Origin of the sequence: Paraclostridium sp. MRS3W1 (assembly GCF_032465715.1) — a bacterium.
Lineage (GTDB): Bacteria > Bacillota > Clostridia > Peptostreptococcales > Peptostreptococcaceae > Paraclostridium > Paraclostridium dentum.
This window is the reverse complement of sequence record NZ_JAWDJM010000055.1, coordinates 15,525-30,455: the sequence shown is the minus strand read 5'-3', so window position 1 is coordinate 30,455 and position 14,931 is coordinate 15,525. Positions and strand designations below refer to the sequence as shown.

At 27.8% G+C, this 14,931-nt stretch carries 14 protein-coding genes; 5 read left to right on the top strand and 9 right to left on the bottom strand.

The annotated features are described in order from the left end of the window. Positions 1–667 (bottom strand): YkgJ family cysteine cluster protein (locus RWY47_RS04525; RefSeq protein WP_150842607.1); only part of this gene is annotated, 667 nt, incomplete at its 3' end. A 258-nt stretch (positions 668–925) separates the two neighbouring features. On the opposite strand from RWY47_RS04525, the gene RWY47_RS04520 reads away from it, so the two are divergent. Then, positions 926–2,524, top strand: coding sequence for a peptide chain release factor 3 (locus RWY47_RS04520; protein ID WP_150842606.1), 1,599 nt, complete (start codon positions 926–928; stop codon positions 2,522–2,524). Positions 2,525–2,592: 68 nt separating this feature from the next. Here the strand turns inward: RWY47_RS04520 and RWY47_RS04515 are convergent, their stop codons facing one another. The 3 genes from RWY47_RS04515 to RWY47_RS04505 form a co-directional block, all read right to left on the bottom strand. Continuing rightward, positions 2,593–3,042, bottom strand: coding sequence for a hypothetical protein (locus RWY47_RS04515; RefSeq protein ID WP_224170561.1), 450 nt, complete (start codon positions 3,040–3,042; stop codon positions 2,593–2,595). Positions 3,043–3,214: 172 nt separating this feature from the next. Beyond that, complete coding sequence (locus RWY47_RS04510) at positions 3,215–4,954, bottom strand: ABC-F family ATP-binding cassette domain-containing protein (protein WP_150842605.1); 1,740 nt, start codon at positions 4,952–4,954, stop codon at positions 3,215–3,217. A gap of 289 nt (positions 4,955–5,243) precedes the next feature. After that, positions 5,244–6,215: a TIM barrel protein gene (locus RWY47_RS04505; RefSeq protein ID WP_168931519.1), complete on the bottom strand. Its 972-nt coding sequence runs from the start codon at positions 6,213–6,215 to the stop codon at positions 5,244–5,246. Positions 6,216–6,509: 294 nt separating this feature from the next. Here RWY47_RS04505 and RWY47_RS04500 point away from each other — a divergent pair, with 294 nt between their 5' ends. From RWY47_RS04500 to RWY47_RS04485, 4 genes are all read left to right on the top strand, one after another. Beyond that, positions 6,510–7,262 (top strand): ABC transporter ATP-binding protein, encoded by a 753-nt coding sequence (locus RWY47_RS04500; protein ID WP_039965936.1) that lies wholly within the window; start codon positions 6,510–6,512, stop codon positions 7,260–7,262. Beyond that, complete coding sequence (locus tag RWY47_RS04495; RefSeq protein ID WP_150842604.1) at positions 7,249–8,052, top strand: ABC transporter permease; 804 nt, start codon at positions 7,249–7,251, stop codon at positions 8,050–8,052. Before RWY47_RS04500 ends, RWY47_RS04495 begins: the two co-directional genes overlap by 14 nt. An 89-nt stretch (positions 8,053–8,141) precedes the next feature. Then, positions 8,142–9,179, top strand: coding sequence for an ABC transporter substrate-binding protein (locus RWY47_RS04490; protein WP_085281646.1), 1,038 nt, complete (start codon positions 8,142–8,144; stop codon positions 9,177–9,179). A 207-nt stretch (positions 9,180–9,386) separates the two neighbouring features. After that, complete coding sequence (locus RWY47_RS04485; protein ID WP_021429172.1) at positions 9,387–10,451, top strand: 4Fe-4S dicluster domain-containing protein; 1,065 nt, start codon at positions 9,387–9,389, stop codon at positions 10,449–10,451. A 67-nt stretch (positions 10,452–10,518) separates the two neighbouring features. On the opposite strand, the gene RWY47_RS04480 is transcribed toward RWY47_RS04485, so the two are convergent. The 5 genes from RWY47_RS04480 to RWY47_RS04460 all read right to left on the bottom strand — a co-directional run bounded on the left by RWY47_RS04480 (position 10,519) and on the right by RWY47_RS04460 (position 14,826). Beyond that, a complete protein-coding gene (locus tag RWY47_RS04480; RefSeq protein ID WP_224170739.1) occupies positions 10,519–11,490 on the bottom strand; it encodes a DUF2804 family protein in 972 nt (323 codons plus the stop codon). A 188-nt stretch (positions 11,491–11,678) separates the two neighbouring features. Then, entirely contained in the window at positions 11,679–12,557 is an 879-nt protein-coding gene (locus RWY47_RS04475; protein WP_168931643.1) for a kinase, read from the bottom strand. A gap of 130 nt (positions 12,558–12,687) precedes the next feature. Then, complete coding sequence (tpx, locus tag RWY47_RS04470) at positions 12,688–13,173, bottom strand: thiol peroxidase (RefSeq protein WP_021432625.1); 486 nt, start codon at positions 13,171–13,173, stop codon at positions 12,688–12,690. A gap of 143 nt (positions 13,174–13,316) precedes the next feature. After that, on the bottom strand, positions 13,317–14,165 hold the full coding sequence (locus RWY47_RS04465) for a DUF4438 domain-containing protein (RefSeq protein ID WP_150842603.1): 849 nt from the start codon (positions 14,163–14,165) through the stop codon (positions 13,317–13,319). Between the two features lie 85 nt (positions 14,166–14,250). After that, positions 14,251–14,826 carry a TVP38/TMEM64 family protein gene (locus tag RWY47_RS04460; RefSeq protein ID WP_142730183.1) on the bottom strand — a complete coding sequence of 192 codons (576 nt, stop codon included), beginning with the start codon at positions 14,824–14,826 and terminating at the stop codon, positions 14,251–14,253. Positions 14,827–14,931 lie beyond the last annotated feature (105 nt).

Below are 14,931 nucleotides of genomic sequence, written 5' to 3'. Positions count from 1 at the left end.
AAATAATTCCTAGTTTATTTTTTACCTCAGGTAGATTTTTCATAAATGTAGAATAAAAATCTTTACCTTCTTCTATTTCAACACGATAGCAATTATCTAATAAGGTTTTATTAATTTCCTCAATTTCTTTTTCATCTCTCACAAACTTTAAGCGGAAAGTTAGTGCTTTAATAAACTTATACCACTCTAATATAAATTTCTTATTCTCGTCGTAATTATCAATTCCTACCCATTGACTTACTTTTATATCCTTTAAATCTTCTTTTGGACAGTTTCCTATCTGTAAGAAATACTTAAAATCATCATCTTTATATACTCTTCCAAGGGGAAATAAGCGACAAATATTCGGGCGTTTAGAGTGAATAGTGCATCTTCCTTCTTTATTTAAAAAGCTACAGTTTTTGTTGTCATCATTCATTTTTAAATATGGCAATAAAATTTTATTATTTTGACGTAATTCAATGTTTTGTACTACTAGTTCATCAAATTCAACTCCTAAATATGTAACCATTTCATATACATCAAAAGGCGTAAGAATTACTAATTCTCCGACATCACGACAACAATCATTACATCCATCACAACCACATGTATCTGCTTTTACTATATCTTCAATATCATATAATTTTCCATCTGAAATTTCTTCTAGTATATTTATAGATCTCATTTACTTTTTCCTCTTTCTTTAAAATAATTAATAAGTACTATTATACTAAAAATTCACTTACAACTTAATATATTTTCTATTTATTCAAAAGAAAATATCATTCTTTTAATTTAATTTTAAAGCTTAAATAAATCTCCTTATTGCTATAATTTAGTCCGTTTCTATATTGACAGTTTTGCAATAAAATTATAATATCAATAGGGTTATAGTTTTTTTATATTTGGATAATCATAAAATTAAAATAAAGGATGATAAAAAATGACAGAACAAAATTTAAGCTTGATTGATGAAGTTAAAAGAAGAAGAACTTTCGCAATCATTTCCCATCCCGATGCAGGAAAAACCACATTAACTGAAAAGTTTCTACTATATGGTGGAGCAATTCGTGAAGCAGGATCTGTTAAATCAAGAAGATCTCAAAAACATGCAGTATCTGACTGGATGGAAATTGAAAAACAAAGAGGTATATCTGTTGCATCAAGTGTTCTTCAATTTGAATATAACAACTTTTGTATAAACATTCTTGATACTCCAGGACATCAAGATTTCAGTGAGGATACTTATAGAACTCTTATGGCAGCAGACTGTGCAGTAATGGTTATTGACTCTGCTAAAGGGGTTGAGGAACAAACAAAGAAATTATTCCACGTTTGTAAAATGAGAGGAATTCCAATTTTCACATTCATAAATAAAATGGACCGTCAAGGAAAAGACCCATTTGAACTACTTGAAGATATTGAAAATGTATTAGGAATTCGTTCTTGCCCAGTAAACTGGCCAATTGGTTCTGGTAAAGAATTTAGAGGTGTATTTAACCGTCATAAAAATCAAATAGAATTATTTGATGATGGTAACCACGGACAATCTATTGCTAATTCTATAACTGGAGAGGTAACTGATGAAAAATTCAATACTTTATTAGGTGATGCTCTTCATGAAAAATTACTAGAAGATATAGAACTTTTAGATATAGCAGGTGATAATTTTGATTTAGATAAAATATTAAATGGTGAATTATCTCCTGTATTCTTCGGAAGTGCCCTTACTAACTTTGGTGTTGAACCATTTTTAGAGTCATTTTTAGAGATAACACCACCACCTATGCCTCGTAGCAGTAACTTAGGTGATATAGACCCTAATTCTGATAACTTCTCAGGATTTATATTTAAAATCCAAGCTAATATGGATAAAGCTCATAGAGATAGAATTGCATTCCTTAGAATTTGCTCTGGTAAATTTGAAAAAGGCATGTCAGTAAATCATGTTCAAAGAAATAAGAAGATAAAACTTTCTCAACCACAACAGTTTGTGGCACAAGACCGTGTTATAATAGATACAGCTTATCCAGGAGATATTATAGGTATACACGACCCAGGTATATTTAATATTGGTGATACTTTAAGTGAAAAACAATCAAAGCTTGAGTACACTGGTATACCACAATTTGCTCCTGAACATTTTGCAAGAGTTTCTACAAAGAATGCTCTTAAGAGAAAGCAATTTGTAAAAGGTATTACACAATTAGCAGAAGAAGGTGCTATACAAGTATTCAAACAACCTAACTTTGGTATGGAAGAACTTATAGTAGGAGTTGTTGGAGTCTTACAGTTTGAAGTTTTAGAATATCGTCTAAAGCAAGAGTATGGTGTTGAGATGATGATGAATACACTATCTTACCGTTATATACGTTGGATTGAACCTGAGACTTTCAATTCAGATAAGCTTTCGATGACAATGGATACAATACTAGTTGAAGATAAAAATAGAAATCCAGTATTGTTATTCCAAAATGAATGGTCTATCAGGCATCTTCTTGAAAGAAATGAAGGTTTAGTTTTAAGAGAAACTTCTTTATAAATATCAATCCCCCTACGTCTGCTTTTTTTACATAGGGGGATTAAATTTATACTAGTTGAAAATAATTTTTAACAAAATCTTTTTTCTACTCCCTTTATTCTTAAGATAGAATCAATAATATCCTCATCTTCTGAGATTATATCACAATACCCTTCATGAGATGATGTACTTATCCAACTTTCATCACCATTTATAAAGCATAAATCTTCAGGTAATTCAGGCTGCTCCCAAGAAAATAATGAATCAACTTCTTCTTTTAATACATTTTTAGAATTATTATCTATTTTATAATAATAAACTTTAGCTGTTGACTCAGTTAACATAGCACTTGGCCATTCCGATTGTTCTTTCATCTCTATTAATGAACTTTCTAATTTTTTTAGAACATTTATTAGATTGTCACTTGAACTCATATCATTTCTTTCAACCAATAAAAACTTATCAGATAAACTTGCTACCAAATCTATAAACTCCTTATATCCTCTTCCTTCAACATTTCCTATTTCTATATGAAACATACTCCCCACCTCCTTATATTATGTAAATTTTTTACTTTTACTCAGATTTTGATATAACTATACTTAATACGTTATCCACAAATATTCGTTAATCATAAATTCTTAGGCGTAAAAATTAGGATTAGAGTTTCTAAAGCACATATGGCCTACTCTAATCCTATTTATTTTCCTCTTAAAGCAATTTAATTAGTTCTTCTAAATCTTGACATAAAACTTTCGCAAGTTCAAAATCCATATCTCTTAAAGCCTTTGATATTTTTGTTTCAACTGATTTTTTCTTTTCTTCGATTTCTAAATAGTCTCTATCAAAATGGTTAGCATAAATCATTTTTCTAAACTTTTTCATACTAACTTTTCTAATTTTCTTATCTTCAATCATTAAAACATAGTCCATGCAGTTATTTATAAATTGGTAATCATGAGAAACCATTAAAATTGCACCATTATAATCTTTTATAGCTTTTTCAAGTGCTATTTGAGAATAAGTATCTAGATGACTTGTTGGTTCATCTAAAAGTAGCATATTTGCCTTAATATATGACACCTTAGCTAATTGAAGAATATTTTTTTCTCCACCAGATAAATCTTTTATTTTTTGTTCAATAGCATCTTGCCCAAAACCATAATTTGAAATATATCTTCTAACATCTCTACGATTTTCAAATCCTAGCTCAGAAAATTCTTTAAATATCGTGTTAGACTCATCTAAAATTTCTGATTGTGACTGAGATAAATAAGCTATCTTAATATCATCATTTATTTCAATTGATTTATTATTATTTTTGAATATTTCCCTAAGTATAGTTGTTTTACCAACCCCATTTGTACCAACAAGTGCTACTTTATCATTAGATTTAATTTCAAAATTAACATCTTCTAAAAGAACTTTATCAAAAGCCATTCTATAATCACTAACTTTTAAAGCAATAGTTTCTTCTATTTCGTTATCAGTGTCTAATTTAATATTTGGTTGTTTAATATCTACAAACGGTGCTTTAATTCTACGAGCTTCTAATCTTTCTTGTATTTTAACTCTAGCTTTTAAAGCTCTTCCGTTAGAAGCTTCAGCATTATAAGTCGCTCTTTCTCTTAATTTTTGGATTAAAGCTTCATTTCTCTCAATTTCTTCATCATCAGCAATAGATAGTTCTTGTAATTCAATTTTAGTTTGAAGTAATGAGAAATTATAATCAATATATCTTCCATCAAATTCTTGAAGTTGTGCATTTTCAAGATGTATAATTTTATTAAAACAATGATTAAGTAGATATCTATTATGTGTAATAACTAGTATTGTTTTCTTGTGAGAATTAATTAAATTCTTTAGAGAATTAAGATTCTCAAAGTCTAAAAATACATCTGGCTCATCCATAATCATCAGGTCAGGATTATTAAGCATTTCCTTAATTATTTGGATAAGTTTAAATTCTCCTCCACTAATTTCAGATAACTTTTTATCTTTATGATTGCCTAGATTTGCAAGATTTAGTTTTCTATTAATATTACTTTCATAATCATCTCCATCAATTGCATCAAATGCATCTAGAGCTTCTTGGTACTTTTCTAAAAGCATATCAATATCCGAAGATGTTTCCATTTCAGTACAGATAGATGAAATTTTTTCTTGCAATTTTATAAACTCTTCTGCTATATATTCAAAAACTGTAGTTTCTTTGCTTTTATTTTCTTGTAAGAACTGACTTACATATCCAATTTTGAAGTTTGGATCTATTTCTAATGTTCCATCATACAAATATCTTTCTGGATCCATAATTATATCTATAAGTGTACTTTTTCCACTCCCACTAGCTCCTATGAAAGCACAGTGTTGACCTTCTTCTAATGTAAATGAAATATTATTGTATAGATCTTTGTTTGGAAATGAGTAGGACAAGTTGTCAATTTTTATCATATTTATTACCTCTCTTTATCATTTAAAAAGAGCTTAAGTAAATAAGCTCTTAAATATATATATTAAATCCCAATTTTAAAATTGATTTTATATATAATAACGACATTCTTTTTAGATTTTCTTTTGATAGAATACCATTTTTTAAGACTTATTTCAATGGTTTTATCTTGAAACTCTACTTGTTTAGTACATTTATAAACTTATCATTAAATATATCTGAATTTTCAATTTATTTTTCAAAGTTATAAATTCAATTATCGTAACCATTTTTTTATCATATAATCACAGTTTAATATAATCCTAAAGTTTTATCTTGTATATTTATAAAATCACTTAATTCATCCAAAGATGTGGTTATAAATTCATATACTAAATATTTTGGATTTATTATATCTATTAGTTTTTTTATTTTTTTATTTGTAAATGGCTTATGCTCGTCTATTTTTAATATATGAAAAATTATATCCTTAATCATTTCACTATAATTAATTTCTAAATTTTCATATTTTGAAATTTGATTTTTAACATATTTTGAAGAGATAGATTTACTTAAATGAATTCCTTTTATGTAACTTTTTAAATCTCCTAACTCATCTATAATCTCTAATAAATAATCGATTCCCTCTTCTTCTGTATCTATGTTTAAATTTGTATTAAGTAAATGGCCTGTATCTAGCATAAATCCTTTATTTTCATATTCTATGCTTTCAATAAAATATTTTACTAATTTTTTATCTACCATTCTAAGCCCTGGCCACCATAAGTTTTCAAAAAGTATTGTTACCCCTGTATCTAAATCTTTAAATATTTCATTTACTAACTCAATAGATGCATCTATTACATCTTTATCTGTGTATGTAAAGTTGTAGTTGTAACAATGTTTTAGCTTTGTATTAGATACATGAAAGACTACATATTCGGCATTTAGTCTTTCTGCTAATTTTATTTCTTCTTTATATTGATTTATTATTGCCTTTTTATCACTTCCACCATAATTGTTTATTATCCCTTCTACACTATCAAAGTCTTCTAACATACCTTTCTTATTTCCATTCCAAAAATCTAGCCAAATAGGGAAGTGTTTTAAATGTATTCCTTTTATTCTATTTTCAGGTATTAATTCTTCACTATATCCTGATGGTGCAAATAATTCTATTGCATCTATATTATGATTTTTTAAAAATTCATTTATATTCTCACAATTGTTATTATACCTGTCCATATCGTAACTATATGTAGATAAATTAATAATTTTTAACATTTTTAAAATCCCCCTATAAACTTAATTTATTTCATTTGTGTATAAATCAAAACTTTTTATATTTTTTCATAACTTCCTATATCTATAAGTCAATAAAATTTTAATTTTATAATATCCTAATTGTATAATAAATTTTATAATATTTCATTAATATTCAAATATATTCAAATTTTTATTACATATATGTTGCATTTAATCTTAAATATATCTTGTTACATCTATTTAAATGGTACAAAACTCATTTGTTCTTAATACTATAAAGTATACTAGCAAAATCTATGGAGGTGACATCTTATGACATCAATAGTGGATGTAAAAAACCTTACCAAAAACTTTTATAATAAAGATGGTGAAATCCAAGTTTTAAATGACATTAACTTTTCTTTAAATGAAGGAGAAATTCTAACCCTACTTGGCCCTTCTGGAAGTGGTAAATCTACTATTTTAAACATTTTAACAGAACTTCTAAAGCCAACATCCGGTAAAGTTAATATAACTGGTAATATAGGTTATATGTTTCAAAAGGATCATCTTTTAGAGTGGAGAACTATAATGGATAATATTTTAATAGGCCTTGAAATTCAAAAAAAGAAAACTCCTGAAGCTATTTCTAGAATTGAAAGATTGTTAAAAACCTATGGTTTATGGGACTTTAGAAATATGTATCCAAAAGAACTATCCGGTGGTATGAGACAAAGAGTTGCTTTAATTCGTACACTTGCTGTAAATCCTGATATTCTTTTGCTTGACGAGCCATTTTCAGCCCTTGATTATCAAACTAGAATATTGGTTAGTGACGATGTTTACAAAATCATTAGAAATGAAGGTAAATCCGCAATATTAGTAACCCATGATATATCTGAAGCTATATCCATGTCAGATAAAATAGCAGTCCTTTCAAAGCGTCCTGCAACGATTAAAAGTATCTATACTATAGACTTGAAAATATCTGGAGAAAGAACCCCTATTATATCACGTAGTGCTGAAAACTTTAAAGATTATTTTAACATCTTATGGAAGGAGATCGATTCAAGTGAAACAAAATAATCTTTCCACAGGTCATATGGAGTATTTAAAATCAATAAAAAAAGAAAAGAGAATAGTATTTTTTTCTCAATGGCTTTTGCTAATCGGATTTCTAGCATTGTGGGAAATACTAGCTCGATTAAATATCATAGACGTATTTTTATTTAGTAAACCAAGCGATATATATGTTTTATTTGTTAAATATCTGCAAACTGGTGAACTATTAAAACACGTTTTAATATCTAGTTATGAAACAGTTGTAGGTTTGGTAATTGGTACAGTTTTAGGTATATTAATAGCTATTTTTCTTTGGTGGTCTGAACGTCTATCAAAAATTTTAGACCCGTTTTTGGTAGTTTTAAATGCACTCCCTAAGACTGCTCTTGCTCCTATTTTAATAGTTTGGGCTGGTGCTGGTATGAAAGGTATTATAGTTATAGCTATTACAATTTCTGTAGTTGTTACTATCCTTTCAGCCTATAACTATTTTATATCAGTAGATGAAGAAAAAATAAAAATGCTTAAAAGTTTCGGAGCTACTAAGTTTCAAATTTTAACTAAATTAATTTTTCCTTCAAATATAGGAAATTTAATTAACTTAACAAAGATAAATATAGGTATGGCATGGGTTGGAGTTATAGTTGGAGAGTTCTTAGTTTCTAGATATGGACTTGGATATCTAATAGTTTATGGAGGTCAAGTATTTAAATTAGATTTGGTTATGATGGGTGTAATAGTATTAGCAGTATGTGCTTTAGTAATGTATCAAGTTTTAAATATAGCTGAAAAAATTTATAGATCCAAAAGATAATTTTATGCCATATAGTATTAACTATATGTAACATGTATTCTAAATTTTTAATAAAATAAATGGTATAAATTTTTTAAAGGGGGTTATTTATGTTCAAAAAAATCTCAACTTTATTGGCAGTGGCAACAAGCCTTGCATTAGGTGTTACTGGTTGTACAAAAGGTGCTTCTTCAGATGCTACTGATAAAGATATGACTAAGTTAACAGTAGGAGAAGTAACTCATTCTATATTTTATGCCCCTCAGTATGCAGCAATAACTCAAGGATTCTTTGATGAGGAAGGTATAGAAATAGATCTTATAAATACACAAGGTGCTGATAAAACTATGGCAGCCTTACTTTCAGGAGAGGTTGACATAGGTCTTATGGGTCCTGAAGCTTCTATTTATGTATATAATAAAGGCAATGACAACTACGCAGTAAACTTTGCACAATTGACTCAAAAGGACGGAAGTTTTTTAGTATCTCGTGAGAAAAACGATAATTTCTCTTTTGACCAATTAAAAGGTAAAGAAGTTTTAGGCGGTAGAAAAGGTGGAGTTCCTGAAATGACGTTAGAATATGTTTTAAAGAAAAATAATCTAACTTTAGGAACAAATACTAAAAGTGGAGAAGTAAATGTCCGTACAGATGTTCAATTCAACGTTTTATCAGGTTCATTTGCCGGTGGTGAAGGTGATTATGTTGCATTATTTGAACCTGCTGCTTCTGAAATAGAAAAGCAAGGTAAGGGCTATGTAGTAGCTTCTATTGGTGAAGAATCTGGACTTATTCCTTACACTGCTTATTCTGCACCTAAAGATTATATAAAGGATAATAAAGAAGTAATCCAAAGATTTACAAATGCAGTTTATAAAGGTCAAATATGGGTTAAAAATCATACAGCTGAAGAAGTAGCTACAGCTATAGAGCCTTTCTTTACAGATTTCGAGAAAAAAGATTTAGTATCAGTAGTTGAAAGATATAAATCTATAGATGCGTGGTCTTCTGACCCTGTATTAAAAGAAGATAGTTTAAATCTTTTAATGAATGTAATGGAAGAAGCTAATGAACTTGATAAAAAAGCTCCTTATGAAAAAATAGTTGATACAAGTTTTGCTAATGAAAGTATCAAAAATATAAAATAATTTAGTAACATAAATAGTAATAATTTAATATACTTTAATATATACTATTATTAGTATATATTGGATTCGACCTTACTATAATAATTCTACTCCTATTTATTATAGGCGAATACCTTCTAAGGGAAAAGCTTGTCTTTTTAAAGATAATCTTTTCCCTTTTTTAATTAAGATAGTATATAATTTTATTATAGGGATAGGGGGAATATTATGAATAGAGTTGATGAAAGAGATCTTATATTTTCAAGGGCTAGCTATGAAAAGAACTCACCTGCTTATAATGATTATTATGAAAAAAATCCAGATAAAAAGGCTATAGATGATAGTATTAGGTCTAGACCAGAACTTTGCGGAGAAGGTACTATGACATACAATGAAGTCAATTCTCCTATGGCGTCTTCTGCATTTGAATTTTTATCAGATATTAAACATCTCTGTGAAGGACAAGTTAGCGATACAAAAATCGAAGTTAATAAAAAAGTTATAACTAAGCGTATTAAAGGTTTTGCTTCACATTACGGAGCTAAATTAGTTGGAATTACAAAACTTAAAGATTATCATTTTTATACTCATAGAGGTAGACATGAAGATGTTTACGGAAAAAAAGTAGATCTTAATCATAAATATGCTATAGTTTTTGCAGTTCCAATGGAAAAAGATATGATAAATAGAGGTCCTATGCTAGCTGAGGTGGTTGAAACAAGTAAAGCTTATGTAGATGTTTCAGTTATAGGTATGATTCTTAGTTACTATATAAGAAATTTAGGATATAATGCTAGAAATCATATGGATTCAAACTACCTTTTAATGCCGGTTTTAATAGCTAGAGATGCAGGTCTTGGTTGTATTGGAAGAAATACAATTCTTACTACTAAAGAATATGGCTCTTGTATAAGACTTGGAGTTGTAACTACAGATTTAGATTTAGATGAAGATTCACCTATGGATTTTGGTTTAGATGATTTTTGTAGTGTATGCAAAAAATGTTCTTATAACTGCCCTTCTACTTCTTTATCTAATGAGTCGTCTAAAGAGTTTGATGGGGTTTATAATTGGAAAATAGATGCCGAGTCATGTTATATAAAGTGGAGATACCTAGGAACTGACTGTGGAATATGCATTGCTGTTTGTCCATTTTCTCAGCAATTAGAAAGTATAAAAAATATAGATACATTCAAAGATAACTTACCTGCTATAAAAGAGGTTCTTCAGGAATATACTAAAAAATTTGGTAAAAGACCATTTGTACCTGGGAATCCAAATTGGATGAGATAATTTCAGCCGTCTAAATAATATTTTAACATATTATTAGACGGCTATATAATTGAATTCTTTAATATCTTCACCACTTAGCAAAATGATTTTCACACCACCCTATTTCATTATTGAAATTAATTTTCTTATCTTTATACATTACATATCCGCTTAAATGTCCTACAATTTGTTTTAACTTATATTTAAATACTTTTATATTATCAGGCTTTATATCACTAATTATAGGTTTAAATTTTAAATTTATTTCATCATCTCTAGTTGATTTTATATCTATAGTTCCATCGTTGTTGTAATTGAAGTCAACATCACTATCAAATTTATATATCTTATCATCAATCTTTAACGCATTTTCATTTACACCTGTATAATCAGTGTACTTTGTTCCTAAGTTTATAGATATATGTTCATGCTTTTCATTTGTAAAGTAACTAGTTAACCATTCTCTATCACACTGTCGTTTTAAAACACCTCTACCGTAGTCTATAAAACATCTTGAATCACTTAAATCATACTTCTTATTTCCTATTCTCAATATACCTTTAGTTATTAAGTTCATATGCTTTGATGTGTAATGAAAATGTTCTGCATCCCATGGAATAAGTACATTTAATGATTCATAATCTAAGTATATAGTTGAGGTAATATCAAAATTATCTATTTTCAAATCCAGATTTAAGTAACCTGAGCTTCTTAATATATTTATAAATTTGCGTTTCCCTTTGTAATGTGCATATGAGTTTATTTTATCATCAATCACAATATATTTAATTATAGGATGTCTATATATTTTACTTATTTTTATGTCATCTTTTAAATTGTAAAAGTCTGCATGTATAATTGAACAATGTCCTAAATCTGATATTACAAAGTTAAATATAAAATCTTTACCTATCCAAACATATTGATTCCATTTCTTTTTCTTTAGAAAGCTTTGATTTATAGAACAATCTTTAAATGGTATATCATTCCATCCAATAGCATACTCATTTAAAAATCCATTATTATCACATATAGATTTATTATCTCTTACTCGCCTCATGCCATTCCCCCTTTATATAAATATAGTTATTAAGTTAGTATATTATTCTTTTTAAAAAAAGTTACACTTTAAATAAAATTTATCTTAACTAAGTCAATTTAAGTAACTATATACAAAAAAGAGGCTCCTTAAAAAGATAGTATGAATTATTTTATATTATCATACCATCTTTCAAAGGCCTCTTTTTATTATGCGTTTTTATAAATATACAATGCTTCTACTCTAGCACAATAAATCTCCTTTTTATCGTACCCTATATATTTTGCATATTTTTCAATTTTTTCTTTTTCAATTTCAATATCGCAGCCATGATTTTCTTCTATATTTTCTACATATTTATTCATTAAATATTCTTTATATTTTTCTACATCATAACCTAAAAACTTAGTTAATCTTTCTATTTCACTATTAAAATCTCCATCTTCTTTTATAAAAAATTCATATATATCTTTTCTATATGGGTTTAGCGCAATTATTTGTTTTATAACATAACTTTCATTAGTTTTATCTATGAATCCATCCTTATAATTATTAAATAGTGCATTTGCCTTTATTATATTTTCTTCCTCTATATAACTAGATACTATGTCTACCCCATTATCTAAAAGTGCATCAATTACTGCATAATGTACTTTAAAGCAATCTTCAAATAAATTATCTGCTAATATATTTATTAACTTTTTATCTTCCATTGATTTTTGTGCCAAGCTTATTTTTTTATTTTTATTTTGTATTAAATAATCTTTTGATAAGTTTTTAGATTTTTTAGAGTATGTTAGATATTTTAGGCAATAGTTCTTTTTGAAAAGGTTAGTATCAATAGTTATAATTTCATAGTTAACAACTATTTCTACGCCTTTTTTTATGCAATTATCTATATACTCTTCATAGAGTTTTACTCCAATTTCATTTATATCTTTTGATGTGTAATTTTTAGACAATTCTTTTTTCAATTTGCATTTGTACTCAGTTGCTTGATTTAAAAATTCTTTTCTAATAGAATTATATCTTACTTTTTCTTCAGGAAATTTTATCAAAGCTCCATTTATATCAAATTCTTCCACCAAATATATCCCCCCTAATATTTCAATTAAAAACAAAGATTATATATACTTTGATAAAGTACACTCTTTTTCCTTCTTAATATTAAAAAAAGATGTCTCAAAAACTTTTTTTTGAGGCATCTTTTTATTATTATTACTTAACAGCTTCTATTGCTTTTTCATAGTTAGGTTCATTTGTTATTTCTTCTAAGTACTCTGTATATACTACTTTATTGTCTTCATCTACAACTATAACAGCTCTTGATACAAGACCTAATTCTTTTATATATAAACCATAAGCTTTAGAGAATTCTCTATCTTTATAATCTGATGCAGTAACAACATTTTCAATTCCTGCATTTCCGCACCATCTAGCTTGTGCAAATGGTAAATCCATTGATATAGTAAATACTTTAACATCATTTAATTTTGCAGCTTCTTGGTTAAACTTTCTAACCTCTATATCACATACTGCAGTATCTATTGATGGGACTGCTACTAATATTCTTTTTCCCTTTGTTTCACTAAACTTTATAGGACTTAAATCATTTCCTACTACTGTAAAATCAGGTGCTACATCTCCTACTTTAACTTGATTTCCTTCTAATGTTAATGGTGCTCCACTAAATGTAACTTTCATATATATATCCTCCTAATTATCTTTCAATTTTATTTTTGTCTTTAATTCAAATATTATGCAAAATAAAAGAGCATAATTTCTTATACTCTTTTATACCCGCTCAAATTGTTATTAAACAATAATGCTTATAGTTAATTTTTTATTTATATATACTTAGATATATTTGCATTTTCATCTATAATTCCTTCAATTATAGGCGTTTTACTAACCATTATAGTAGTAACTCCAGGACCATGACCAAGCGTTACACAATCACTATGAACAATTACACCTATGCTAACTGCTCCTTTTAAATATCCCCTTCCATATGTATTATCGCAGTCTTCTAATAAAACTAAATCTCCAAATTTCAACTTATCAAGTCCAAGTCTTTTTATTTCATCAAAGTCAGAGGTCATTATATCATAATCTCCAGTATAAGCACTACTTGACCCTATTCCTGATCCCATTAAGTATGGTGGAACTTTTGCAACAACTGGAACTTGTATTTTACCATCTTTTTCTATTATTCCTAGCTTTTCAAATAAATTTGGATCTATACTCATTATATGTATATCATCAAACCCTTCTAATTTTAAACCTTGACCATATGCTTTGACCATAATTTTATCATCTATAGCTAAGTTTTCCAAAGTTTCTTCATCAAAATGTACAAGTACATGTTCTATTCCACCATGCATACCTGTAACATATCCCTTTGCACCTTTAGCTTCTCCACTTACAACCTTAGCCTCATTTCCTATACATGCAAACGTCATAAGTGCATTGCTCTCTCTTACATCTTCATTTCTAATAGATACTCCTGGTTCTACATGATCTCCTGCTAAACCATAAACACAATCCCCTATCTTTACATTGTATGAAATTCCTCCTGTCGAAGGCAATATAACAGGTTTTCCTTCATGGGTTACTCTATAGCTTAAAGCTAGTGGATGATGTATTTTCCCTTGAACTGACCATTTTACAACTTTATCTTTATTTGTTTTTAACATAAAATTCCCCCCTATATTTTTAATAATATTTAAGAAAATTAAAAATTCTCTAATAATATACTATTAGAGAATTTTTTAATTTATGTTAATTATGATGTTTAGCTTCAATTCTTGTATTTATTTTTCTTCCAACTAAGAATGATATAATAGTTAATGCTGTTACAAATATAATTCTCATAGGACTATGTATAAATCCTACTAAATCATTACCTATATAACTTGCAATTAAAAACATTAATATTCTGCCACTTATCATAGCTGGTACAAAACTTTCGCTACTCTTATTTGAAACCCCGCAAGCTATAGTAACCAAGCATCCAGGTATAAACGGACAAGAATACGCAATAAATAATGTAGCAAACCCCTGATGTTTTACCCAGTTTATAGCCCTATCAACTTTATTATTTTCTATTCTTTCAAATATTTTTATATGACTAAATTTATTTGATAATAAAAATAGTAAATATGTACCTGTACAAGATCCTAATACTGACCCTAAAAGTCCAAATACCCATCCAAGCATAACGCTATTTGCAACTACTATCCCCATTAGTGGCAATGCAGGAATAAAACTTTCTAAAAAACTTGCAAATGTCCCTATTATAAAAACTAAAATAAAGTTGTCTCTAGCTAATGTAAATAATGTCTCTATGTGTTCCATACTCTATTCTCCTTAAATCTATAAGCAAATTCTATTTGTTGTCTGCCTTTAATTTAATACTATTTTACTCCTATTATTTTTTTATATCAATATTTATTACTTAAT

Excerpts from the sequence above, each read along its gene's own strand:
- RWY47_RS04520 (WP_150842606.1), top strand. The coding sequence starts at position 926 with ATGACAGAACAAAATTTAAGCTTGATTGATGAAGTTAAAAGAAGAAGA.
- RWY47_RS04515 (WP_224170561.1), bottom strand. The coding sequence starts at position 3,042 with ATGTTTCATATAGAAATAGGAAATGTTGAAGGAAGAGGATATAAGGAG.
- RWY47_RS04510 (WP_150842605.1), bottom strand. The coding sequence starts at position 4,954 with ATGATAAAAATTGACAACTTGTCCTACTCATTTCCAAACAAAGATCTA.
- RWY47_RS04505 (WP_168931519.1), bottom strand. The coding sequence starts at position 6,215 with ATGTTAAAAATTATTAATTTATCTACATATAGTTACGATATGGACAGG.
- RWY47_RS04500 (WP_039965936.1), top strand. The coding sequence starts at position 6,510 with ATGACATCAATAGTGGATGTAAAAAACCTTACCAAAAACTTTTATAAT.
- RWY47_RS04490 (WP_085281646.1), top strand. The coding sequence starts at position 8,142 with ATGTTCAAAAAAATCTCAACTTTATTGGCAGTGGCAACAAGCCTTGCA.
- RWY47_RS04485 (WP_021429172.1), top strand. The coding sequence starts at position 9,387 with ATGAATAGAGTTGATGAAAGAGATCTTATATTTTCAAGGGCTAGCTAT.
- RWY47_RS04480 (WP_224170739.1), bottom strand. The coding sequence starts at position 11,490 with ATGAGGCGAGTAAGAGATAATAAATCTATATGTGATAATAATGGATTT.
- tpx (WP_021432625.1), bottom strand. The coding sequence starts at position 13,173 with ATGAAAGTTACATTTAGTGGAGCACCATTAACATTAGAAGGAAATCAA.
- RWY47_RS04465 (WP_150842603.1), bottom strand. The coding sequence starts at position 14,165 with ATGTTAAAAACAAATAAAGATAAAGTTGTAAAATGGTCAGTTCAAGGG.
- RWY47_RS04460 (WP_142730183.1), bottom strand. The coding sequence starts at position 14,826 with ATGGAACACATAGAGACATTATTTACATTAGCTAGAGACAACTTTATT.